21 protein-coding genes and 1 tRNA gene are annotated in these 21,909 nt (G+C 64.5%); 12 read left to right on the forward strand and 10 right to left on the reverse strand.

Features of this window, described 5'->3' with window-relative positions; all coding sequences use genetic code 11:
• Window positions 1–272 precede the first annotated feature (272 nt).
• The 7 genes from ACZ41T_RS10340 to bioA form a co-directional block, all read right to left on the reverse strand.
• Window positions 273–680: a hypothetical protein gene (locus ACZ41T_RS10340; RefSeq protein ID WP_464921316.1), complete on the reverse strand. Its 408-nt coding sequence runs from the start codon at window positions 678–680 to the stop codon at window positions 273–275.
• A complete protein-coding gene (locus ACZ41T_RS10345; RefSeq protein WP_464921317.1) occupies window positions 677–895 on the reverse strand; it encodes an ATP-binding cassette domain-containing protein in 219 nt (72 codons plus the stop codon). Before ACZ41T_RS10345 ends, ACZ41T_RS10340 begins: the two co-directional genes overlap by 4 nt.
• A 24-nt stretch (window positions 896–919) precedes the next feature.
• A complete protein-coding gene (locus ACZ41T_RS10350; RefSeq protein ID WP_464921318.1) occupies window positions 920–1,174 on the reverse strand; it encodes a hypothetical protein in 255 nt (84 codons plus the stop codon).
• 107 nt (window positions 1,175–1,281) lie between these two features.
• On the reverse strand, window positions 1,282–1,416 hold the full coding sequence (locus ACZ41T_RS10355; RefSeq protein WP_464921319.1) for a hypothetical protein: 135 nt from the start codon (window positions 1,414–1,416) through the stop codon (window positions 1,282–1,284).
• Window positions 1,416–1,661: a hypothetical protein gene (locus ACZ41T_RS10360; RefSeq protein ID WP_464921320.1), complete on the reverse strand. Its 246-nt coding sequence runs from the start codon at window positions 1,659–1,661 to the stop codon at window positions 1,416–1,418. Before ACZ41T_RS10360 ends, ACZ41T_RS10355 begins: the two co-directional genes overlap by 1 nt.
• Before the next feature lie 189 nt (window positions 1,662–1,850).
• The gene (locus tag ACZ41T_RS10365; RefSeq protein ID WP_464921321.1) at window positions 1,851–2,513 is read right to left on the reverse strand and encodes a TetR/AcrR family transcriptional regulator; all 663 of its coding nucleotides are present in this window, start codon (window positions 2,511–2,513) and stop codon (window positions 1,851–1,853) included.
• Window positions 2,514–2,595: 82 nt separating this feature from the next.
• The gene (bioA, locus tag ACZ41T_RS10370; protein ID WP_464921322.1) at window positions 2,596–3,933 is read right to left on the reverse strand and encodes an adenosylmethionine--8-amino-7-oxononanoate transaminase; all 1,338 of its coding nucleotides are present in this window, start codon (window positions 3,931–3,933) and stop codon (window positions 2,596–2,598) included.
• A 135-nt stretch (window positions 3,934–4,068) separates the two neighbouring features.
• Between bioA and groES the strand changes: the two genes are divergently transcribed.
• Together groES and groL are read left to right on the forward strand one after the other, a co-directional pair.
• Window positions 4,069–4,359 carry a co-chaperone GroES gene (gene groES / locus ACZ41T_RS10375; RefSeq protein WP_464921323.1) on the forward strand — a complete coding sequence of 97 codons (291 nt, stop codon included), beginning with the start codon at window positions 4,069–4,071 and terminating at the stop codon, window positions 4,357–4,359.
• Window positions 4,360–4,484: 125 nt separating this feature from the next.
• Window positions 4,485–6,137 carry a chaperonin GroEL gene (groL, locus tag ACZ41T_RS10380; RefSeq protein ID WP_464921324.1) on the forward strand — a complete coding sequence of 551 codons (1,653 nt, stop codon included), beginning with the start codon at window positions 4,485–4,487 and terminating at the stop codon, window positions 6,135–6,137.
• Window positions 6,138–6,262: 125 nt separating this feature from the next.
• Here groL and ACZ41T_RS10385 read toward each other — a convergent pair whose 3' ends face one another.
• Window positions 6,263–6,880 carry a TetR/AcrR family transcriptional regulator gene (locus tag ACZ41T_RS10385; protein WP_464921325.1) on the reverse strand — a complete coding sequence of 206 codons (618 nt, stop codon included), beginning with the start codon at window positions 6,878–6,880 and terminating at the stop codon, window positions 6,263–6,265.
• 210 nt (window positions 6,881–7,090) lie between these two features.
• Here ACZ41T_RS10385 and ACZ41T_RS10390 point away from each other — a divergent pair, with 210 nt between their 5' ends.
• The 3 genes from ACZ41T_RS10390 to adeC are packed head-to-tail and all read left to right on the forward strand — an operon-like array spanning window position 7,091 to window position 12,842.
• Entirely contained in the window at window positions 7,091–8,272 is a 1,182-nt protein-coding gene (locus tag ACZ41T_RS10390; protein ID WP_464921326.1) for an efflux RND transporter periplasmic adaptor subunit, read from the forward strand.
• Window positions 8,273–8,283: 11 nt separating this feature from the next.
• Complete coding sequence (locus ACZ41T_RS10395) at window positions 8,284–11,445, forward strand: efflux RND transporter permease subunit (RefSeq protein ID WP_464921327.1); 3,162 nt, start codon at window positions 8,284–8,286, stop codon at window positions 11,443–11,445.
• Window positions 11,445–12,842, forward strand: a complete 1,398-nt coding sequence (adeC, locus tag ACZ41T_RS10400; RefSeq protein WP_464921328.1) for an AdeC/AdeK/OprM family multidrug efflux complex outer membrane factor — start codon at window positions 11,445–11,447, stop codon at window positions 12,840–12,842. The genes ACZ41T_RS10395 and adeC overlap by 1 nt, the downstream gene beginning before the upstream one ends.
• A 90-nt stretch (window positions 12,843–12,932) precedes the next feature.
• Here the strand turns inward: adeC and ACZ41T_RS10405 are convergent, their stop codons facing one another.
• Entirely contained in the window at window positions 12,933–13,637 is a 705-nt protein-coding gene (locus tag ACZ41T_RS10405; RefSeq protein WP_464921329.1) for a VC0807 family protein, read from the reverse strand.
• A gap of 152 nt (window positions 13,638–13,789) precedes the next feature.
• Here ACZ41T_RS10405 and ACZ41T_RS10410 point away from each other — a divergent pair, with 152 nt between their 5' ends.
• The 4 genes from ACZ41T_RS10410 (at window position 13,790) to ACZ41T_RS10425 (ending at window position 18,849) form a co-directional block, all read left to right on the forward strand.
• Window positions 13,790–15,679, forward strand: coding sequence for a DUF294 nucleotidyltransferase-like domain-containing protein (locus ACZ41T_RS10410; protein ID WP_464921330.1), 1,890 nt, complete (start codon window positions 13,790–13,792; stop codon window positions 15,677–15,679).
• A complete protein-coding gene (locus tag ACZ41T_RS10415) occupies window positions 15,676–16,371 on the forward strand; it encodes a 3'-5' exonuclease (RefSeq protein ID WP_464921331.1) in 696 nt (231 codons plus the stop codon). Before ACZ41T_RS10410 ends, ACZ41T_RS10415 begins: the two co-directional genes overlap by 4 nt.
• Before the next feature lie 103 nt (window positions 16,372–16,474).
• The gene (locus ACZ41T_RS10420; protein ID WP_464921332.1) at window positions 16,475–16,738 is read left to right on the forward strand and encodes a DUF4212 domain-containing protein; all 264 of its coding nucleotides are present in this window, start codon (window positions 16,475–16,477) and stop codon (window positions 16,736–16,738) included.
• A complete protein-coding gene (locus tag ACZ41T_RS10425; protein WP_464921333.1) occupies window positions 16,738–18,849 on the forward strand; it encodes a sodium:solute symporter family protein in 2,112 nt (703 codons plus the stop codon). The genes ACZ41T_RS10420 and ACZ41T_RS10425 overlap by 1 nt, the downstream gene beginning before the upstream one ends.
• Window positions 18,850–19,027: 178 nt before the next feature.
• Here ACZ41T_RS10425 and ACZ41T_RS10430 read toward each other — a convergent pair whose 3' ends face one another.
• On the reverse strand, window positions 19,028–19,618 hold the full coding sequence (locus tag ACZ41T_RS10430; protein ID WP_464921334.1) for a tetratricopeptide repeat protein: 591 nt from the start codon (window positions 19,616–19,618) through the stop codon (window positions 19,028–19,030).
• A 101-nt stretch (window positions 19,619–19,719) separates the two neighbouring features.
• On the opposite strand from ACZ41T_RS10430, the gene ACZ41T_RS10435 reads away from it, so the two are divergent.
• The 3 genes from ACZ41T_RS10435 (at window position 19,720) to ACZ41T_RS10445 (ending at window position 21,817) form a co-directional block, all read left to right on the forward strand.
• Window positions 19,720–20,019 carry a hypothetical protein gene (locus ACZ41T_RS10435; RefSeq protein ID WP_464921335.1) on the forward strand — a complete coding sequence of 100 codons (300 nt, stop codon included), beginning with the start codon at window positions 19,720–19,722 and terminating at the stop codon, window positions 20,017–20,019.
• Window positions 20,020–20,085: 66 nt separating this feature from the next.
• Window positions 20,086–20,161: transfer RNA gene (locus ACZ41T_RS10440), tRNA-Phe, on the forward strand.
• Window positions 20,162–20,506: 345 nt separating this feature from the next.
• Window positions 20,507–21,817 carry a mechanosensitive ion channel family protein gene (locus ACZ41T_RS10445; RefSeq protein ID WP_464921336.1) on the forward strand — a complete coding sequence of 437 codons (1,311 nt, stop codon included), beginning with the start codon at window positions 20,507–20,509 and terminating at the stop codon, window positions 21,815–21,817.
• Window positions 21,818–21,909 lie beyond the last annotated feature (92 nt).

Genomic DNA, 21,909 nt, shown 5'->3' on the forward strand with positions numbered 1-21,909 from the left:
ATTGTAGTGCCAAGTAAACAAGCATTTGATTACTCACTAATTCGAGTCGATCTTGCTGGTCTTGTCCGGTGGGCGCGTATGCGTATGCATCGTCGGTGCGACGGATGGCAATGGAAGCCCGGTGCGGTCAACCCTGTGTCCGTGACGTCGGCGCATAAACTACTGTAGGAGGTCTTGGGCTGGGCGCCGCATCGGCGCGCGTCCTGCGAGCAGGCTTACGGCAGCGAAGGTCGGTTTCATTGTTTGCGGTCTTTTGAAATCAAGTGTGGTGTTCACGCGATCTCCCGCCCCTCGCCGGCTTCTTCGTAGGTCTTGCCGTCGCGGATAGGGTAGATGCGCTTGAAGGTGGGGATGATCTTTTCGTCGCAGGTGACGACGATGCTCGCGGTGCGGAATTTCTGCGTCAGGCGGCCACGGTGAGCGCGCGTTCGCTGTCGAGCGGCGCGGTCGGCTCGTCGGCGATGTGTGCCTGCGCGCGGTGTTGCACGTCGAGTGCGGTGAGCATTTCCAGCGCGATGGCGCGCCTCGGTGTTGGATACGCCGGCCAGCATCGGTACCAGCGCGACGTTGTCGGTGGCGTCGAGAAACAGGATCAGGTAGGGCGCCTGGAACACGAAACCGATGCGTTCACGGCGCAGCGCGCGCAGGTCGCCGGTTTTCCAGCCGTTGTCGAAAATCACCTTGCCGCCAGGGTGAACTTCCCGGTAGTCGGCTCGATCACCGCGCCCAGGCATTTCAGCAGCGTGGGCTTGCCGGAGCCGGAGGGACCGATCAGCCCGATCGCCTCGCCGGGATAGACCGTCATGTCGACCCCCTCCAGCGCATCGACTGCGGTGCTGCCGCTGCCGTAGCGCTTGGCGATGCCTTCGATGAGGGTTGCCGGAGATTCAGCCACCGATTGCCTCCGCCGGGTCGATTTTCAGTGCGGTGCGGATCGCCGGCAGCGAGGCCAGCACGCACACCACCAGGCCGGCACGAAGGCGCACGTGGCGTCGCCGATTTCGAGCAGACGTATTTGGGGAAGGCTGGCACCCACAGGGTGGCGGCGATCGGACGACACCATGCGCCGGGTGAGGCCCGCCACGGTGTAGTCATTGCGGCGGATGCGCACCATGTTGCCGATCGCAAACCCGGTCTTGGCGTCGTCGACCATGCCGCGGTACACGCCAGCCATGGTCAGTGTCACCCGATCGGCAGGCCCAGCCCCAGTTCGGTCGGTAGATAGCTTTTCAGATGGAGGGCGATGTCGCGCGTGCGAGGTTGATCGTGTCGGGGCAATCCTTATCGCGGCGTCAGCTGCTTTTCGCGCACCCATAGGCGGGCCGGCTCGACCAGCCGCAATACGGCCTGGCCGACGAGCGCGGTGACGTCCGGCTCGGCTTCGCGCGTCGTCACCACGCCGTCGATCGGGCTCATCAATTTGAGGCTTTGGCGCAGCTGGTCGATGCCCCGCAGTTCGGCCCCGGCGCGGCCAATTTCGCGCAGCGCGCCAGTGCCACTGGGGTGTTGGCGCGCGCAGCAGCCAGGGCTGCCGTTGCGGCGGACGCTTCGTGGCGGTGGCGGTCAGCCATTTCTTTGGCGACGAAATTCTGCCGGTACAGCGCCTGGTAATGCTCGCTGTTGGTCTGCGCCAGCCGCGCGCGGCTCTCGGCCTCGGTCACCTGCTCCTGCGTGTCGAAGCGGCGAGCAGCCAGACAAAGGCGGCGATGAGGGCCATCGCACCGGCGATCAGAAGCAGGGTGCGTTTGGTGGGTTTCAAGGCGCTGAGCTTTATGACGGGGTAGTGTTTGACGTGGCGCGAAGGCGCTCCGCCCGCTCGTCCGCGGCGGCGAATGGAACGCGGCGTGTCTTTATGGCGGGGTTCCTTGTGTCGGGGGTGGGCGGATAGCTTGCATGAAAACCGGGAAGGTGCGCGCAGCTTCCGCCGTCAGGGTGCGCGCCGTGAGGGTGCGCTGGCCGCGCAGGATCGAGGTTTGCATCACCAGCCCCTGGATCATGCCGACATACAGCGTGGCGGCGGCGTGGATGTCGAGGTCGGCGCGCGCCAGCCCTTGCGCCTGGGCGTCGGCCAGCAGTCCGGTGATTTTCGCCTCGTAGCCCAGCATGATTTCCGTCGCCAGCCGCCGTAGTGCGGCGCTGCGGCCGTGCAGATGCTCGGATATCAGCACGCGTGGAATCGCGGGATGGCTGGCAATGAAGTTGATTTGCGCGAAAAACATGCGCTGCAGCGCGTCCAGCGGACCGTGCCCCTGTTCGGCGGCACGGCCCAGCACGCTCATCAGGCGGTCGCGCACCCACTGCATGACTGCCAGCCAGATCGCGTCCTTGCTGAGAAAGTGGCGGAACACCGCGCCCTGCGTCACCCCCATCGCCTGCGCCATGTCCTGCGTGGTGACATCGTCGACGCCCTGTTTGGCGGCGAGTTCCAGCGTCACGCGAATGATTTCCTCGCGCCGCTCGTCAGCGCCCAGCCGTTTGCGCTGGGGGGGGGTGGAGTCGGCTTTGCCGGCCATGGTTTGGCTCCGGTTTATTAGATGGTGATTAATTACTATCCTAGTGAGGCCGGAATTGGCTGTCAAGCCGGCTGGTCCCAATTCAGATTGCCGGGTTATCGAGGCAACGCAGCATCGCGCCCGCCAGGCCGCGCATGTCGTCGGCGCTCGTCACATAGGGCGGCATGACATAGACCGTGTTGCCGACCGGGCGCATGAATACCCCTAGTGCCAGTACCGCCCGATGGAAGCGGGTTGAAAATCCGGGCGTGGCATCCGCCACGTCGAACGCCCAGATCATCCCGAGATGGCGGAAATGGCGCACCCGTGAGTGAGCGGCAACTTCCGCCAGTATCCCCGTAAACTCGATGGACCTGGCCTGGTTGGTGGCGATCACCTGGTCGTGCTCGAAGATGTCCAGCACCGCCAGCGCGGCGCGGCAGGCGAGCGGGTTGCCGGTGTAGGAATGCGAATGCAGGAAGCCGCGCGCGGTGGCGTCGCCGTAGAACGCGGCATAGACATCGTCGGTCGTCAGCACCGCGGACAAGGGCAGGTAGCCGCCGGTGATGCCCTTGGACAGGCAGATGAAGTCGGGGCGAACTGTTTTAATGCCCGATCCCGCAAGCGGGAGCGGGGGCGCCTGCTCAAACGCGAACATCGTGCCGGTTCGGCCGAAGCCCACGGCGATCTCGTCGGCGATCAGGTGCACGTTATATTGGTCGCACAGTGCGCGCGCGCGGGTGAGATACGCCGGGTGATACATCGCCATGCCGGCCGCGCCCTGCACCAGCGGCTCGACGATGAAGGCGGCGGTGGTGGCGGCGTGCCCGGCAAGATGCGCCTCCAGCGCGTCGGCGCAGCGCAGCGCGTAGGCTTCCGCCGACTCACCCGGCCCGGCCCGGCGTGAATCGGGCGTGGGCACCTGCACCGAATGCCGCAGCAGGGGCGCGTAGGTGTCCTTGAACAGCGGAATATCGGTCACCGACAGCGCGCCGACGGTTTCGCCGTGGTAGCCGTTTTGCAGGCTGATGAAGCCGTTTTTCTCCGGCTGGCCTGAGTTGCGCCAATAGTGAGCGCTCATTTTCAGGGCAATTTCGGTGGCCGAGGCGCCGTCGGAGGCGTAAAACGCATGGCCGAGCCCGGTAAGCGCAGCCAGCCGCTCCGACAGCTCCACCACCGGGGCATGGGTGGCACCGGCCAGCATCACGTGCTCGATTTTGCCGAGCTGGTCGGTGATGGCCGCGTTGATGCGCGGGTTGCAGTGGCCGAACAGATTGACCCACCAGCTGGAAATCGCGTCCAGATAATGGCGGCCGTCCGGATCGATCAGCCAGGCCCCCTCGCCGCGCGCAATCGCCAGCGGCGGCGCGGCTTCCAGCTGTTTCATCTGGGTGCAGGGGTGCCACACGGCGGCCCGGGTACGATTTAAAAGATCATTCATGGCTTGAAATTGTCACAGTGCGCCCCTACTATTAGCACTCTATGGCGGCGAGTGCTAACCACATCTTCGCCGCTTCCTTATTTTCAGGCAGCCCTGGGCTGCCTTTATCAACGCTGACGCAATGGAGACTTTGCAATGAAAATCCGTCCTCTGCACGACCGAGTGATTGTCAAACGCATGGAAGAAGAGCGCAAGACCGCTTCCGGCATCGTGATCCCCGACACCGCCACCGAAAAGCCCGATCAGGGCGAAATCGTCGCCGTCGGCGCAGGCAAGAAAGACGACCAGGGCAAGCTGATTCCGCTCGACGTGAAAGTCGGCGACCGCGTGCTGTTCGGCAAGTACGCCGGCCAGACCGTCAAGGTCGAGGGCGACGAACTGCTGGTGATGCGCGAAGAAGACATCATGGGCGTGGTCGAGGCTTAAACCCCACCCCCAAACCTTTAACCACAGAGACGCAGAGGCACGGAGAAAACACAAGCGAGATCCGAATACGGGTTTTTCTGTGCCTCCGTGCCTCTGTGGTGAATGCATTTTTTAGGAGTTAAAACATGGCTGCAAAAGACGTACGTTTTGGCGATTCCGCCCGTCACCGCATGGTGGCTGGCGTCAACATCCTGGCTGACGCCGTTAAAGTGACCCTGGGCCCGAAAGGCCGCAATGTGGTGCTCGACCGTTCCTACGGCGCCCCCACCGTGACCAAGGACGGCGTGTCGGTCGCCAAGGAAATCGAGCTGAAGGACAAGCTGGAGAACATGGGCGCGCAGATGGTCAAGGAAGTCGCTTCCAAGACCTCCGACGTCGCCGGTGACGGCACCACCACGGCCACCGTGCTGGCGCAATCCATTGTCAACGAAGGCATGAAGTACGTTGCTGCCGGGATGAACCCGATGGACCTCAAACGCGGCATCGACAAGGCCGTGATCGCCATCACCGCCGAACTGAAGAAGATCTCCGTGCCCTGCACCAGCAGCAAGGAAATCGCCCAGGTCGGCTCGATTTCTGCCAACTCCGATTCCTCGATCGGCGACATCATCGCCTCCGCCATGGACAAGGTCGGCAAGGAAGGCGTCATCACGGTTGAAGACAGCTCGGGTCTGGACAACGAGCTCGACGTCGTCGAAGGCATGCAGTTCGACCGCGGCTACCTCTCGCCCTACTTCATCAACAACCCCGACAAGCAGATGGCGATCCTGGAAGATCCCTTCATCCTGCTGTTCGACAAGAAGATCTCCAACATCCGCGACCTGCTGCCCGTACTGGAACAGGTGGCCAAGGCCGGCAAGCCGCTGATGATCGTCGCTGAAGACGTCGACGGCGAAGCGCTCGCCACCCTGGTGGTGAACAACATCCGCGGCATCCTCAAGACCTGTGCCGTCAAGGCACCGGGCTTCGGCGACCGTCGCAAGGCGATGCTGGAAGACATGGCCATCCTCACCGGCGGCACCGTGATCGCCGAAGAAGTCGGCCTGAGCCTGGAAAAAGCCCAGCTGACCGATCTGGGCCGTGCCAAGCGCATCGAGATCGGCAAGGAAAATACCACCATCATCGACGGCGCCGGTGATGCCAACGGGATCAAGGGCCGCATCGCCCAGATCAACAAGCAGATCGAGGAAGTCACCTCCGACTACGACAAAGAGAAGCTGCAGGAGCGCAAGGCCAAGCTGGCCGGTGGCGTTGCCATCATCAAAGTGGGTGCGGCGACCGAAGTCGAGATGAAAGAGAAGAAGGCCCGCGTCGAAGACGCGCTGCACGCCACCCGTGCCGCCGTTGAAGAAGGCGTCGTCCCCGGCGGCGGCGTCGCGCTGCTGCGCGCCAAGGCTGCTGCGGCCAAGGTGAAGGGCGACAACCACGACCAGGACGCCGGCGTGAAGATCGTTCTGCGCGCCATCGAGGAGCCGCTGCGCCAGATCGTCAAGAACTGCGGCGAAGAGCCCTCGGTCGTCGTCAACAAGGTGCTGGAAGGCAAGGGCAACTTTGGCTACAACGCCGGCACCGGCGAATACGGCGACATGATGGCGATGGGCGTGCTCGACCCGACCAAGGTCACCCGCATCGCCCTGCAGAACGCAGCGTCGATCGCAGGCCTGATGCTGACCACCGACTGCATGATCACCGACCTGCCGGAAGACAAGCAGTCTGCCCCGATGGGCGGCGGCATGGGCGACATGGGCGGGATGGGCGGCATGGGCGGCATGATGTAAAAACCCAGACCCGGCTGTTCACCGCCAACTAAAAGCCCCGCCTCGCGCGGGGCTTTTTTATTGGGGCTGGAATCCAGCGTGGAAACTGCCTCTTGTAGCCTGCCGGGGCGGCATACGCGTCTGCTCTATGTGGTTTGTGAGAGCAGGTCGTTGACCATGCGACGGAACATTTTCACCACTTCATCGCGGTCAATGTCCGGGTTGCGGATGGCACGAATGCGCAGGCCCTCGAACATGGCCGCGATGGCCTCGGCCATGCCCGCGAGCGTTGCCTTGCTGTCACGGTGGCCGGCGGCCTGACGCAGGGTCCGGATCGTTTCGATCAGGCTGCCGATGCACTGCCGGTCAGCCGCCTGAACGATGCCGGCAATATGCGGGTTGCGCGCCGCCTCGGCGACGATTTCAAGTTGCAGTCCGGCCGTGTCGGGATCAAGGTTGGCTTGCACGCCCTCGACCGCGCGCTCGATCATGGCTGCCTTGACGTCGCTCGCCGCGCGCAGTTCGGCGGTCAGCGTCAGCAGGCGCTCCAGATCCTGGGCGACGATGTCGGCAATGATCGCTTCCTTGTTCTCGAAGTAATGGTAGATGTGCCCGGTGCTCATGCCGGCCACTTTCGATATTTGCGCGATGCTGGTGCCGTGGAAACCGTGCAGGCGGAAGCATTCCTCGGCGGCGGCGCGAATTTGCGTGCGGCGTGCTTCGGCACGCGGCGCCTCCGTGTTTTGGTTGATGGCGGCTGACATGTGTACCTCCGGTCTGGGTGCCCAGGCGAATGTAAAATATTGCAGTGGGCCAATCTTGTAATTGAGTAAATTATAATGTAGATTGAACGTTCATTCTAGTTTGGGTGTTCGATTCCGTTTATCGAACGGTTCCATATATTCATGTTCATGGCATTAGCCGCTCGCCCGCCCACGTCGGGTTGCTGGTCGTGCCACTTCAAAAGGTCAACCATGCAGACTCCTCGCAAGCTGCCTTTCATCCCGCTGGGCCTTGCGCTGGCGGGTGCCTTCCTGCTTGTCGCCTGCGGGGGCAAGGAAACACCGCCCGTACCGGGCGCACCGGCCGTCACGGTGGTGACGGTGCAGACCGAATCCGTTCCGGTGGCATCCGAACTGCCTGGGCGCACTTCACCTTATCAGATTGCCGAACTGCGTCCGCAGGTGACCGGCATCGTCAAGGAGCGCCTGTTCAAGGAAGGCAGCGAGGTCAAAGCGGGGCAGGTGCTGTACCAGATCGACCCCGCCACGTATCAGGCGGCCTTCGACAGTGCGCAGGCCAATCTGGCGCGCGCCGAAGCGAATCTGTACGCGGCGCGGCTAAAGGCGGGGCGCTACGCCGAGCTGGTGAAAATCGAGGCGGTGAGCAAGCAGGCCAATGACGAAGCGGATGCTGCGCTGAAGCAGGCGCAGGCCGATGTCGGCGCAGCCAGGGCCGCGCTCGACAGGACGCGGATCGACCTTGGCTTCACCCGCGTCACCTCGCCGATCGCGGGCCGTATCAGCCGCTCGGCGGTAACGCCGGGGGCGCTGGTCACCGCCAACCAGGCCGACGCACTTGCCACCGTGCAGAAGCTCGACCCGATCTATGTCGACCTGACCCAGTCCAGCGCCGACATGCTGCGCATGCGGCGCGATCTTGAATCCGGCAGGCTGCAACGCGCCGCCGGCAGTGCCGTGCCGGTCCAGTTGGTGCTGGAAGACGGCAGCGTCTACGGTGCCGAGGGCAAGCTGGCTTTTTCCGAAGTGACGGTCGACGAAGGCACCGGCAGCGTCACGCTGCGCGCGGTGTTTCCCAACCCCAAGGGCGAACTGCTGCCCGGCATGTACGTGCGGGCGCGCCTGGCCCAAGGCACGCAGGACAATGTCATCCTGCTGCCGCACGCGGCGGTGAGCCGCGATCCGCGCGGCAATGCGACGGTAATGCTGGTGAATGCCGAAAACACGGTCGAGCCGCGCGTCGTCAAGACCGGGCAATCGATCGGCGACAAGTGGGTGGTGAGCGAAGGGCTCGCCCCGGGCGACCGTGTCATCATCGAAGGCCTGCAGAAGGCGCGCCCGGGCAGCCCGGTACAGGCGCAGGAGATGGGGGCTGCGGCAGCCGCTCCTGCGGCACCCGCCGCCGCGGCGAAGTGAGGTAGCGCACCATGGCCCATTTTTTCATCGACCGACCCATCTTCGCGTGGGTCATCGCCATCGTCATCATGCTCGCCGGCGTGCTGTCCATCCTGGCGCTGCCGGTATCGCAATACCCGGCCATCGCGCCGCCCACCGTCGCCATCAACGCCAGCTATCCCGGCGCCTCGGCGAAGACGGTAGAGGATTCGGTCACCCAGGTCATCGAGCAGAAGCTGACCGGCCTCGACGGCCTGCTCTACATGAGCTCGCAGTCTGATTCCTACGGCCGCGCCACGGTCACGCTCACCTTCGACGCCGGCACCGATCCCGACATCGCGCAGGTGCAGACACAGAACAAGCTGCAGCTCGCGCTGCCGCTGCTGCCGCTGGCGGTGCAGCAGCAGGGCGTGCAGGTGGTGAAATCGACGCGCAACTTCCTCATGATCATCGGCTTCGTCTCCAAGGACGGTTCCATGAGCCGGACCGACCTCGCCGACTTCCTCAACTCGACCGTGCAGGAGCCCTTGTCGCGCGTCACCGGCGTCGGCGAGGTGCAGGTGTTCGGCTCCCAGTACGCCATGCGCATCTGGCTCGATCCGGCCAAGCTGAACAACTTCAGGCTCACGCCTGAAGACGTGCAGGACGCGATTCGTGCGCAGAACAACCAGATCTCGGCCGGCCAGCTGGGCGGCACGCCGGCGGTGGCGGGGCAGGGCTTCAGCGCGACGATCACCGCGCAGAGCCGGCTTCAGACCGTCGAGGAGTTCGAGCGGATCCTGCTACGGAGCTCGGCGCAGGGCGGCGAAGTGCGCCTGAAGGACGTCGCCCGCGTCGAGATTGGCGCCGAGAACTACGGCATCGTCGGCCGCTTCAACGGCCAGCCCGCCTCGGGCATGGGCATCAAGCTCGCCGCAGGCGCCAATGCGCTCGACACCGCGAAAGCCGTGGAGGCCAGGATCGAGCAGATGAAGGGCTTCTTCCCGCCCGGAGTCGAGACCGTCGTGCCGTACGACACCACGCCCTTTGTCAGGATCTCGATCATGAACGTGGTGCAGACCCTGGTCGAGGCAATCATCCTGGTGTTCCTGGTGATGTACCTCTTCCTGCAGAATTTCCGTGCGACGCTGATCCCGACCATCGCCGTGCCGGTCGTTCTGCTCGGCACCTTCGGCATGATGGCCGCCTTTGGCTTCTCGATCAACACGCTCACCATGTTCGGCCTGGTGCTCGCGATCGGTCTGCTGGTCGACGACGCCATCGTCGTGGTGGAGAACGTCGAGCGCATCATGACCGAGGAGGGTCTCTCGCCCAAGGAGGCGACCCGGAAGTCGATGAGCCAGATCACCGGGGCGCTGATCGGTATCGGCCTGGTGCTGTCCGCCGTGTTCGTGCCGATGGCTTTCTTCGGTGGCTCGACCGGGGTGATCTACCGCCAGTTCTCGATCACCATCGTCTCGGCAATGGTGCTGTCGGTGCTGGTGGCGATCATCTTCACCCCGGCGCTGTGCGCGACGATGCTAAAGCCCGTCTCCAAGGGGCACAGCCACAGCGAGGGCGGCTGGTTCAGCGGGTTCTTCGGCTGGTTCAACCGCATGTTCGCCCGCAACAGCCAGCGCTACGAGTCGGCGGTAAGCAAGATCCTCGCGCGCAGCCTGCGCTTCCTGGTGATCTACCTCGTCATCATCGGCGTTTTGGTGCTGCTGTTCCTGCGCATGCCGACGTCCTTCCTGCCGGAGGAAGACCAGGGCGTGATGTTCACTCAGGTCATCCTGCCGGCCGGCGCGACCCAGGAACGCACCATCGAGGTGCTGAAGAAGGTCGAGCACCAGTATCTTGAGAACGAGAAGGGTAACGTGCGCTCGATCTTCGCCGCCGCCGGCTTCAGCTTCGCCGGCCAGGGCCAGAACATGGGTATCGGATTCGTCAATCTCGAGCCCTGGGACCAGCGCCAGGCGCCAGGGCAGGACGTGAAGTCGATCGCCGGACGGGCCATGGGCGCGTTCTCGCAGATCAAGGAGGCGATGGTGTTCGCCTTCGTGCCGCCGGCCGTGCTCGAACTCGGCACCTCCAGCGGCTTCAACGTGCAGTTGCAGGACCGCGCAGGCCTCGGCCACGACGCCCTGATTGCCGCGCGCAACCAGTTCCTCGGCATGGCCGCGCAGGACAAGCGTCTGGTCGGTGTGCGACCCAACGGGCAGGAGGACATCCCCGAATACCAGCTCGACATCGACCACGCTAAGGCCGGTGCGCTCGGTGTTTCGGTGGAGGACATCAACGAGACGCTGGCCACCGCCTGGGGCGGCACCTATGTCAATGACTTCATCGACCGCGGGCGCATCAAGAAGGTGTATCTGCAGGCCGACGCCGACGCACGCATGAAGCCGGACGATCTGGCCAAGTGGTACGTGCGCAACAAACAGGGCGAGATGGTGCCGCTGTCGGCGTTCACCACCGCGCACTGGGTGTACGGCTCGCCGCGCCTGGAACGCCACAACGGCCAGCCTTCGGTCGAACTGCTCGGTCAGGCGGCGCCGGGCCTGTCGTCGGGCGACGCCATGGCCGCGGTTGAGGAAATCATCGCCAAGCTGCCGACCGGAATCAGCTATGAATGGACCGGATCTTCCTTCGAGGAGCGTCGCTCCGGGGCTCAGGCACCGGCGCTCTATGCGCTGTCGCTGCTGGTGGTGTTCCTGTGCCTCGCCGCACTGTACGAGAGCTGGTCGGTGCCGTTCGCGGTGATGCTGGTGGTGCCGCTTGGCGTGTTCGGTGCGGTGCTTGCCGCCAGCGGGCGGGGGCTGTCGAACGACGTTTATTTCCAGGTCGTCTTGCTCGCCACCATCGGCCTGTCGTCGAAGAACGCGATCCTCATCGTCGAATTCGCCAAGGCGCAGATGGAGCAGGAGGGCAAGGAGCTGATCGCCGCCACGCTGACCGCGGTTCGCATGCGTTTGCGCCCCATCCTGATGACCTCGCTGGCCTTCGGCTTCGGCGTGCTGCCGCTGGCCATCGCCACCGGCGCCGGTTCCGGCGCCCAGAACGCCGTAGGCATCGGCGTACTCGGCGGCACCATCGCCGGCACCGTGATCGGCATCTTTTTCATTCCGCTGTTCTACGTGATGGTCAAGCGCATTTTCAAGGACAAACAGCAGGCGGAACCCGCAGCGCCTGTGGTCCCGCAGGAGCTCAAGTAATGACCCCGTTACGCACCCTGACCCTTGCACTGGCCGCCACACTGGCGAGCGGTTGCACGATGATCCCGCAGTATCAGCGTCCGGCGGCGCCGGTAGCAGCCAGTTTCCCGAATGCGGCCCCGGTTGCTGCGGCGCCAGCGGCCGATGCCATCGCCTGGCGCGACTACTTCGCCGACAATCGACTGCGCGAGGTGATCGCGCTGGCGCTCGCCAACAACCGCGACCTGCACGTCGCCGCGCTCAACATCGAGAAAGCGCGGGCGCAGTACCGCATCCAGCGTGCCGACCTGTTTCCTGCGGTTGGCGCGACCAGCAGCCAGAACGCGGCGCGCCTGCCGGGGGATCTGACCAGCAGCGGCGAGGCCGAGGTCAACCGCAGCTATAGCGCCACCATCGGCTTCTCCACCTATGAGCTGGATTTCTTCGGCCGCATCCGCAGCCTCAACGCCCAGGCGCTGGAAACCTATCTCGGTACCGAGGAGGCACGGCGCAGCGCGCAGATCAGCCTGGTAGCCGAAGTCGCCAACACCTGGCTGATACTCGCCGCCGATCGCGAGCGCCTGGCGCTGGCACGCAGCACTTACGAAACGCGGCAGAAGTCCCACGACCTGACCCGCCGCAGCTTCGAAGCCGGTGCGGTCTCGGCACTCGACCTGCACCAGGCGGAAACTCTGCTGCACAGTGCGCGCGCCGATGCCGCCCGCTATCGCAGCTTCGTTGCGCAGGACGAGAACGCGCTCGCACTCATCGCCGGCGCTCCGGTGCCCGCAGAACTGCTGCCGGCCACGCTCACCGACAGCATCAGTACGCTGGCCGAATTGCCGGCCGGCATGCCGTCCGAGGTGCTCGTTCGCCGCCCCGACATCCTGCAGGCCGAACGCACCCTGCGTGGCGCCAACGCCAGCATCGGTGCCGCACGCGCAGCCTTCTTCCCCAGTATCAGCCTGACAGCCGCCGCCGGCAGCGCGAGCAGCACGCTGGGCAGCTTGTTCGACGGCGGCTCCGGGACCTGGAGCTTCATTCCGCAGATCCGCATCCCGATCTTCGAGGCGGGTCGCCTGCAGGCGAGTCTTGAGGTGGCCGAGGTGCAGCGCGACATCCACATCGCGCAATACGAGAAGGCGATCCAGAGTGCGTTCCGCGAAGTGGCCGATGCGCTCGCCGAACGCGCCACGCTCGCCGAACAACTCGATGCGCGCCGGCGGCTGGTCGAGGCCACCGCAGCGGGATTCCGCCTGTCGGAAGCCCGCTACAAGGGCGGGGTGGACAGCTACCTGGGCCTGCTCGACGCCCAGCGCACGCTGTATGCCGCCGAGCTTGACCTGATCGCCGTGCGCCTGGCCGATACCGCCAATCGGGTGACGCTGTACAAGGTGCTGGGCGGCGGCTGGCAGTGAGGGGTGTGGATTTTTCGGACGCGAACCCGAGCACCGGCTTGCGGCACGCGTAAGCGCGATCAAAAACATGGCGGCACTGCCCGAAATTAATTATTGCGGGTGGGTGTCGCCACCATTCAACGCTTCCGTCAGCGTGAGCCCGGCCAGTTCGCGCGTCGCCCGCGCAAGGTAGTAGAGCGCGCCCAGCATCATCAGCATCGAAGGCAGGGCGATCATCGGATAGCTCAACAGGGTCAGGCGCCCGAGCTCGGTATTGAATGCCTCGCTGCCGGCCGGACTGGTGACGATCCAGGTGGCCAGAAAAAAATTCATCGCCGCGGAGAAGAAGAAGGTGCTACCGAGCATGTAGGTGGCGTTCTGCAGCCGTGCCTCGAAATCCCGCGCCGTGCCGCGTGCGTCAAGATGCTGCTGCACCCGCGCCACATCGATCAGCGTCGGATTGTAGAGCAGGGTTTTTACCAGCGGGTAGCGAGTGCGGGTGGAAACCAGCACGGCCACACCGATCAGCGCGGGAATCGCGGCTTCCTTCACCGCCAGCCACTGGGTGTCGAGCTGCAGCAGGCCGATGCCGCCGGTGAGCAGGATGCTGACCAGGCCCAGCACGGACAGGAAGCTGACTTTGCTGCGCCCGAGCAGCTCGAACGTGCCCCATCCGAGTGGAAACGCCAGCGCCACCAACAGCCCGCCGACGGCGCCGAAGTCCTGCTCGCCGCTGAACTTCATCAGGATGACCGAAGGAATAACGATATTGATCAGGAGTTCGAGCAGCGGGTTGGATTTCTTGGTCTGGGTCATGAGCGGATGTGCGGTCGGGTTTCAATGCTCATTGACCCGGCAATGAGGCTTTGGTTTCGGGGGTGCAGGCTGAAGCGTTCGAGTTCGGCAATTTTTGCATACGATGGCGGATGCGCTGTAAATTGCAGAAAAAACCGCTACGCCAGCTGCCCATGACCCATATTATTCCGCTCGCCAACAGTCTGCACCGCGCAACCATAGACGCATTGCGGCGGCAGGCGCCGTTTTCGGCAATGGCGGAAGACGCGCTGTTATGGCTGGTGCAGCGCCTGTCGGTGGCCTATTTCGCGCGCGACGCGGTGCTGCTGCCGCCCGCCGACACGCCACCCGATGCGCTGTTCATCGTCAAGCTGGGCACCGTGGCAGGCGCCACCGCCGAGGGGCATACGGTGCTGCAGCTGGCGACGGGCGAGATGTTTCCGCTGGGCGCGCTGCTCGCCGGGCGCGGCGCCGCCAACCGTTATAGCGCGGCAACCGATACCTTTTGCTACCTGCTGCCGGCTGCCGATTTTCATGCGCTGCTGGCGAAAAGCCCTGAATTTCATGATTTCTGTACGCGCCGCATCGCCAGTCTGCTGGAGGAGTCGCAGCGCGCGGTGCAGTCGGAATACGCGCTGGCGCTCGACGACGAAAGCCGCTTTTCGCGTGCGCTCGAAAGTCTCGTCCGGCGCACGCCGCTATCGGCCCTGCCCGCGACGCCGCTGGCCGACGCGCTGGCGGCGATGGAGGCCGCGCGAGTGGGCTCGGTGGTGGTGGCCGACGCAGCCGGGCAGCCGCTCGGCATTCTCACACTGAAGGATGTGCTGGCGCGCGTGACCCTGGCCGGGGTGCCGCTGGCCACCCCGATTTCGGCCGTGATGACGCCGGATCCGGCGACCCTCTCGGTCGATGCGCCGGTGGCGGATGCGCTGGTGCTGATGGCGCGCCAGGGCATCCACCACATCCCGCTGGTCAGGGAGGGGAAGCTGGTCGGCGTGGTGTCGGAAAAGGATATATTCGCTCTGCGCCGCCTGTCGGTGGAAGGCATCACCTCGGCCATCGCGCGCAGCGAAGACGCGGCCCGCCTGCCCGCGCTGGCACGCGACATCGGCGACCTGGCGCACAGCCTGCTGGCGCAGGGAATGGATGCGGAAAACCTCACCGCGATCATTTCCAGCCTCAACGACCGCCTCACCGAGCGCCTCATCGCGCTGGAAAGCGAGGCCGATGCCGCGCTCGCCGGGCTGCGCTGGTGCTGGCTGGCCCTGGGGTCGGAAGGGCGCATGGAACAGACGCTCGCCACCGACCAGGACAACGCGCTGATCTTCGCCGAGGCGGACGAGGCCCAGCGCGATGCGCTGCTGGCGTTTGCGCTACGGGTGAACCACCGGCTCGACGCCTGCGGGTTTCCGCTGTGTCGCGGCGGCATCATGGCGAGCAACCCGAAGTGGTGCCTGTCGGCAAGCGGCTGGCAGCAGCAGTTCACGCAATGGATCGATCACGGCAGCCCCGATGCGCTGCTCAACGCCAGCATCTTTTTCGATTTTCGTCCGCTGGCCGGCGATGCTTCGCTGGCGCTCGACCTGCGCGCCTGGCTCAACCGCGCCGCACAAAAAAACCCGCGCTTCCTGCACCAGATGGCGGGCAACGCCCTGCGCAACCGCCCGCCGCTGGGACTGGTGCGCGACTTCGTGCTGTCGGACGACAACGCCCACCCGCACACCATCGACCTCAAGCTCAACGGGGCGACGCCGTTTGTCGACGCCGCGCGCATTTTTGCGCTGGCGTCCGGCAGCCCGCAGACCAACACCGCCAAGCGCCTGCGCGCTGCCGCGCCCGCGCTGCGCATTCCCGATGTCGAGCTGGCCGACTGGAACCGCGCGTTCCACTTCCTGCAGCTGCTGCGGCTGCGCCACCAGCATGAGCAGCAGCGCACGGGGATTGCCCCCGACAACCATCTCGACCCCGATACGCTGAATCCGCTCGACCGCCGCATCCTGAAGGAAGCCCTGCGCCAGGCGCGCAAGGTGCAGGCGCGCCTGGCGCTGGATTACCAGCTGTGATCTGGCCGTTTGCCCGACCGGCGCTGCCGCCGCTGGATGCCGCCGGCAGCGCGCGGCGCGCGGCGCTGGCCCGCCAGGAGGTCGATCTCAAACGGCCGCTCGCCGACATGCGCTGGTGCGTGGTCGACGTGGAAACCGGCGGGCTGGATGCGGCGCGCGATCCGCTGCTGGCGATCGGTGCAGTGGCGATCGAACACGGCCGCATTGCGCTCGATGCCAGCCTGGAAGTCGGGCTGACGCAGGCGCAGTCGACCGCTGCCGCCAACATCCTGATCCATGGCATCGGCGGCAGCGAACAGCGCGCCGGCCAGGCGCCGCACGAGGCCCTGCTCGACTGGCTGGAATTTTCCCGCGGGGCGCCCCGGGTCGCCTTTCACGCGGCATTCGACCAGGCGGTGCTGCAGCGCGCCGTGCGCGCGCAACTGGGCCTGGCGATCGACGCCCCGTGGTTCGATGCGGCGGTGGTGGCACCGCTGCTGTTTCCCGACGCGGCGCCGCACTGCCGCCACCTCGACGACTGGCTGGCGCACTTCGGCATTGCCGTGTACGCGCGTCATGGCGCGCTGGCCGATGCCTACGCCACCGCCGAGTTGTGGCTGATCCTGCTGCAGGCGGCGCAGCGCGACAACATCGCCACCGCGCATCAACTGCGCGGCCTGTTGCACGCCCGGCGCTGGCTAGCAGTAAATTAGCCCCTACTAATCCGTTTGTCGGCGGAATAACAAGTCCTTACACTTCGCGCACGCGCAATATCAATAAAGCGCGTCCCCCACTCATGTTCACGGAGGAACTGCCATGGAATTGTCGGAAAGACATCAGGAGTACTGGCGCAAGAATCTGCGGCTCACCGCGGTCCTGCTTGCGATATGGTTCGTGGCGACTTTTGTCGTCATTTTTTTCGCCCCCCAGCTCAATGACATCGTCATCATGGGTTTTCCCTTCGCCTTCTACATGGGCGCCCAGGGTTCGCTGATCATCTACGTCCTGATCATTTGGTTCTACGCTCGCCGCATGAACCAGCTGGACAATGAATACGGCGTACAAGAGGGAGAAGAATAATGAGCACAACGACCCAGAGCCAGTTCTTCCAGCAGCTCAAGAAGTACTACACCTTCTACACCGGTGGCTTCATCGCCTTCGTCATCGTGCTTGCGATCCTGGAGCAGATGGGCCTTCCTCCCCGATGGATCGGCTATATCTTCCTTGCCGCCACCATCTCGCTGTATGCCGGCATCGGCATCATGTCGAGAACCGCCGACGTGTCGGAGTACTACGTCGCCGGCCGACGCGTGCCCGCCCTGTTCAACGGCATGGCGACCGGCGCCGACTGGATGTCGGCCGCGTCCTTCATCGGCATGGCAGGCACCCTCTATCTGGCCGGCTTTGACGGCCTCGCCTTCGTGATGGGCTGGACCGGCGGCTACGTGCTGGTGGCGCTGTTTCTCGCGCCCTACCTGCGCAAGTTCGGCCAGTTCACCATCCCCGACTTTCTCGGCACCCGCTACGGCGGCAACCTGCCGCGCACCATCGGCGTGATCGCCGCCATCATCTGCTCCTTCACTTACGTGGTGGCACAGATCTACGGTGTGGGCATCATCACCGCGCGCCTCACCGGCCTGGAATTCCATATCGGCGTGTTCGTCGGTCTCGCCGGCATTCTGGTGTGCTCCTTCCTCGGCGGCATGCGCGCGGTGACCTGGACCCAGGTGGCGCAGTACATTATCCTGATCATCGCCTACATGATCCCGGTGGTCTGGCTGTCGGTGGCCCACACCGGCAACCCGGTTCCGCAGGTCGCCTACGGCCAGGTGCTGCAGCAGGTGACGCAGCTGGAAAACGAATTCAACAATGCCGACACCGCCAAGGGCGCAGCCGAAGCTTCCGCGCGTGCGGCATTCAAGGCACAGCAGAATTCGTTCGAAGCCAGGATCGCGGCGCTGGACGAAGCCGTGGCCGCGGGCAATGGCGACGCCTTCGTCGAAGCCCAGCGTGTCGAAACCGACAGCCCTGCCGACTTTCCGGCTACGCCCGACGCGCTCAAGGCGCAGTGGAAGAAGTCGGCCGACGGCGCCAAGGCCAAGACCGGTCCGGTCTCGGCGCACGCCCAGGCTTTTTCCGGCAAGGGCGCGGAGAAGAAGCTGCTGAACGACAATCCCGACGCGACCGCAGCGGAAATCGCCGCCGCGCAAGCCGAAGACCAGGAGGCTTCCAACATCAAGCGCCGCAACTTCATCGCGCTGGTGCTGTGCCTGATGGTCGGCACCGCCTCGCTGCCGCACATCCTGATGCGCTACTACACCACGCCGTCGGTGCGTGAAGCGCGCAAGTCGGTGTTCTGGTCGCTGCTGTTCATCTTTCTGCTGTACTTCACCGCGCCTGCGCTGGCGGTGCTGGTCAAGTTCACGGTCTACAACGACGTGGTCGGCTCGTCGTTCGCGTCGCTGCCCGCCTGGGTGGCGAACTGGCAGGCGGTGGATGCGACTCTGATGAAGATTGTCGATATCAACCTGGACGGCATCGTGCAACTCGCCGAGATCACCATCGGCGGTGACCTCATCGTGCTGGCCACGCCGGAGATCGCAGGCCTGCCCTACGTGATCTCAGGAATGGTGGCGGCGGGTGGCCTGGCTGCCGCGCTGTCGACTGCCGATGGCCTGCTGCTGACCATCGCCAACGCGCTGTCGCACGACGTCTACTACAAGATGATCGACCCGAAGGCCTCGACCATCCGTCGCCTGACCATCTCCAGGAGTCTGCTGCTGGTGGTCGCCATCTTCGCTGCATACACCGCCTCGCTGAAACCGGGGGACATCCTGTTCCTGGTCGGCGCCGCGTTCTCGCTGGCGGCCTCGGCATTTTTCCCGGCGCTGGTGCTCGGCGTGTTCTGGAAGCGCGCCAACTACCTCGGTGCGGTCGTCGGCATGCTGGCGGGCCTGGGCGTGTGCATGTACTACATGGTCATCACCTACCCGTTCTTCGGCGGCGTTTCCGCCAACGAATGGTTCGCCATCAAGCCCATCGCCGCCGGTGTGTTCGGCATGCCGATCGGCTTTATCGGCGTCATCATCGGCTCGTTGCTCTCGCGTGCGCCCAGCCTGGAAATCCAGCAAATGGTCGACCACGTGCGCTATCCGAGTCTGGTGAACGATATCAAGACGCAGGCGGCCTGATCGCGGCTTCACCGCGCGCCCCGTGCGCGCAATAAAAAAGCCAGCCACAGAGGCTGGCTTTTTTACGTCCGAGTTCTTCAACCCGGATCATTCACCCGGGCATGATCGGTCAAGGTCGCTTCCTGTAGGGTGCGCTTTGCGCACCGTTTGTCGGAATGCCGCGTGCGCGAAGCGCACCCTACAACTGCATTGAGCCCAGCCGATGCATAAAGTCGCTGCGGCCGGTGTCGCGGATCAGCCGCTGCGCCGTCTGCGGATCGTGCGACAGCGTGTGCTCGATCACCGCCGCCACCCGTTCCGGCTCGTTGCAATGCTGCCAGGCCATCCCCAGCGCATACCAGGCCAGCCCGTTCATCGGCTGCAGCCGGCCCGCCTCGGTCAGCGCTGCGGCCGCGTCAGCGTGCCGGCCGTGTCGCGCATACAGCATCCCCAACCCGTACCAGGCACGGTCGTTGTTCGGATTCAATTCGGTCGCCCGCCGCATCGCCGCTATCGCCGCCTCGTCCATGCCGCCGCGGTCGCGCACGTAGCCGAGGTTGAACCAGGTGGGGGCGTCGTCCGGCTCGATTCCGATCGCGCATTCAAACCAGGCTTCCGCCGCGGCCCAGCGTTCCTGTCGCGCTTCCAGCCAGGCCATCGTGCGCAGTGTGCCGACATGGGCGGGGTCGGCGCGATGGCTGTCGCGATACGCGGCCAGTGCGCGCTCCGACTGCCCCAGCATGTTGAAAAACATGCCCCGCAGGCCATGCCGCACACGGTCATAATTCATCGTGAGATCCAAGCAGAGAGGTATCAGCGCCCATTGTCACGGGCAAGCGGCGGCCTGACAAGCTGCGTTAAAATCATCGATTCGTTTCAGGAATATTCGCCATGTCCCTCGACATCCTGCTGGTTTTAATTCTGCGCACCCTGGTCGAGGTTGCCGGCTTCGCCCTGTTCGGGCAGGGGGTGCTGGCGCTGCTGGCCGGCAAATACCGCGAAGACAATATTTTCTACCGCACGCTGCGCATCGTCGCCAGCCCCGCAGTGCGCGCCGTGCGTTTCATCGCCCCGCGTTTCATTCTCGACGCCCATGTGCCGTTTCTCACCTTCTTCCTGCTGTTCTGGCTGTGGGTCGCACTGGCGCTCGTCAAACGCCACCTGTGCGGCCTGAATGGGTTGGCATGCTGAGCCGAGGGCATCACGGCTTTTCCTTGACGGAATGGGGGCAAACCGGTTAAATTGCCGCCTCTTTGTGGCCAGTTAGCTCAGTTGGTAGAGCAGCGGATTGAAAATCCGCGTGTCCTTGGTTCGATTCCGAGACTGGCCACCAGCATTCTAGACGGCTCACAGCGATGTGGGCCGTTTTTATTTGGTGGCACCGTGACAGAAACGTGACAACGCCATACGTTTTCCTTCGGTACAGACTCAATCCTGATGCAGCCTCTGCCAGGTGTTCCGTAGCAAACTTCGCATAACGATCCACCATGCAGTGGGTCTTCCAGCCGGGCGGCACTTTCGTGCACGGGTCGAACGCGGCATTCCTTGCTGATTGTAGGGGCTACGCATCCCGGCGATGGGCGAGAAGCCAAGCCGGGATGGCGTTTTGGCGGGTGGGTATGTCGTTCCCGGCCGGTGTCGGGTATGTTCGTGAAATATCCCCAATGCGGAATCCGTCATGTCGATTGCCCTGCCTGTTGAACTCCAGACCCTGTTAGATAACGGGCTTGCCGTCATCCGGAATCCCGGGGTCTGGTGGGAGGTCGGGGTGCTGGTGCTGGCGGCGGCGGGTGCGCTGCTGGTGCATCGCACGTTGAGCCAAAGCCTGGCGGCGCGCACGCAGGACGGCGCGGAATACACGGTCCGCCATCTGGCGCTGAAGACCTTGCAGCGCATCCTGTTCCCCATCAGCATGCTGCTGGGGGTACTGGCGGGACGGGCGCTGCTGCAGCATCAGGGGAATCCGGTGAATCTGCTCAATCTGGCGGTGCCTCTGCTGACTTCGCTGGCCACGATCCGTATCTTCATCTATTTCCTGCGCAAGGCTTTCCGCCCGGGGCCGCTGGTCAAGGCCTGGGAAAACCTGATCGCCACCTCGGTCTGGATCGTCGTTGCGTTGCATCTGCTGGGCTGGCTGCCGGCCGTGCTGGAAGGCCTGGACGGCATGGCTATGCAGGTGGGCGGCAGCCGGATTTCCGTATTGGCGACCCTCAAGCTGCTGCTGGCCGTGGCCCTGTTGTGGCTGCTGGCGCAATGGCTGGGCCGCGTCATCGAGAACCGCATCAACCGCACCGAGTTTGCCAACGTCGGCATGCGGGTGGCGCTGGTCAAGCTCAGCAAGTTCATCCTGTTGGTGCTGGTTTTTCTGCTGGCGCTGGATGCGGTGGGGATCGACCTCACCGCGCTGGCGGTGTTCGGCGGCGCGCTGGGCGTGGGCCTGGGCTTCGGCCTGCAGCGCATCGCCAGCAATTTCATCAGCGGTTTCATCGTGCTGTTCGACCGCTCGATCCGCCCCGGCGACGTCATCACCATCGGCGACAAACTCGGCTGGGTGCAGGAGCTGCACGCCCGCTATGTGGTGGTGAAGGACCGCGACGGGGTGGAGCGGCTGATTCCCAACGAGATGTTGATCACCAACGAGGTGATCAACTGGAGCTACAGCGACCGCAACGTGCGCCTGAAGATTCCGGTTTCCATCAGCTACGACAACGACCCGGAACAGGCGCTGGCCCTGCTGGCGGCGGCGGCGAGGGCCAACCCCAGGGTGCTCGCCGACCCGGCGCCCACCACCCGCCTGATGGCCTTCGGCGACAACGGCATCGAACTGGAACTGCGGGTGTGGCTTCAGGACCCCGAGGCCGGCCTGGGAAGCGTGCGCTCGGATATCAACCTGGCGATCTGGCGCGCCTTCAAGGCCGCCGGCATCGTCATCCCCTATCCCCAGCGCGATCTGCATATCCGCAGCGGGCTGGAGGCGCTGAAGCCGTAATGGCCCGCGGGCGCCCGGCCAAGGCGCACGCGGGCGAATAAACCTGATCCTCCGGTTGCAGGAGTGGCTATACATAGAGGCAAGTACGGGCC

Source organism: Thiobacillus thiophilus (assembly GCF_055378705.1).

What these genes read in the sequence shown, in the direction of transcription:
- adeC (WP_464921328.1), top strand. Translation starts at nt 11,445, where the DNA reads ATGACCCCGTTACGCACCCTGACCCTTGCACTGGCCGCCACACTGGCG.
- groES (WP_464921323.1), top strand. Translation starts at nt 4,069, where the DNA reads ATGAAAATCCGTCCTCTGCACGACCGAGTGATTGTCAAACGCATGGAA.
- ACZ41T_RS10430 (WP_464921334.1), bottom strand. Translation starts at nt 19,618, where the DNA reads ATGAATTATGACCGTGTGCGGCATGGCCTGCGGGGCATGTTTTTCAAC.
- ACZ41T_RS10425 (WP_464921333.1), top strand. Translation starts at nt 16,738, where the DNA reads ATGAGCACAACGACCCAGAGCCAGTTCTTCCAGCAGCTCAAGAAGTAC.
- ACZ41T_RS10420 (WP_464921332.1), top strand. Translation starts at nt 16,475, where the DNA reads ATGGAATTGTCGGAAAGACATCAGGAGTACTGGCGCAAGAATCTGCGG.
- bioA (WP_464921322.1), bottom strand. Translation starts at nt 3,933, where the DNA reads ATGAATGATCTTTTAAATCGTACCCGGGCCGCCGTGTGGCACCCCTGC.
- ACZ41T_RS10405 (WP_464921329.1), bottom strand. Translation starts at nt 13,637, where the DNA reads ATGACCCAGACCAAGAAATCCAACCCGCTGCTCGAACTCCTGATCAAT.
- ACZ41T_RS10395 (WP_464921327.1), top strand. Translation starts at nt 8,284, where the DNA reads ATGGCCCATTTTTTCATCGACCGACCCATCTTCGCGTGGGTCATCGCC.
- ACZ41T_RS10355 (WP_464921319.1), bottom strand. Translation starts at nt 1,416, where the DNA reads ATGAGCCCGATCGACGGCGTGGTGACGACGCGCGAAGCCGAGCCGGAC.
- ACZ41T_RS10365 (WP_464921321.1), bottom strand. Translation starts at nt 2,513, where the DNA reads ATGGCCGGCAAAGCCGACTCCACCCCCCCCCAGCGCAAACGGCTGGGC.
- ACZ41T_RS10410 (WP_464921330.1), top strand. Translation starts at nt 13,790, where the DNA reads ATGACCCATATTATTCCGCTCGCCAACAGTCTGCACCGCGCAACCATA.
- ACZ41T_RS10445 (WP_464921336.1), top strand. Translation starts at nt 20,507, where the DNA reads ATGTCGATTGCCCTGCCTGTTGAACTCCAGACCCTGTTAGATAACGGG.
- ACZ41T_RS10350 (WP_464921318.1), bottom strand. Translation starts at nt 1,174, where the DNA reads ATGGCTGGCGTGTACCGCGGCATGGTCGACGACGCCAAGACCGGGTTT.
- ACZ41T_RS10435 (WP_464921335.1), top strand. Translation starts at nt 19,720, where the DNA reads ATGTCCCTCGACATCCTGCTGGTTTTAATTCTGCGCACCCTGGTCGAG.
- ACZ41T_RS10390 (WP_464921326.1), top strand. Translation starts at nt 7,091, where the DNA reads ATGCAGACTCCTCGCAAGCTGCCTTTCATCCCGCTGGGCCTTGCGCTG.
- ACZ41T_RS10385 (WP_464921325.1), bottom strand. Translation starts at nt 6,880, where the DNA reads ATGTCAGCCGCCATCAACCAAAACACGGAGGCGCCGCGTGCCGAAGCA.
- groL (WP_464921324.1), top strand. Translation starts at nt 4,485, where the DNA reads ATGGCTGCAAAAGACGTACGTTTTGGCGATTCCGCCCGTCACCGCATG.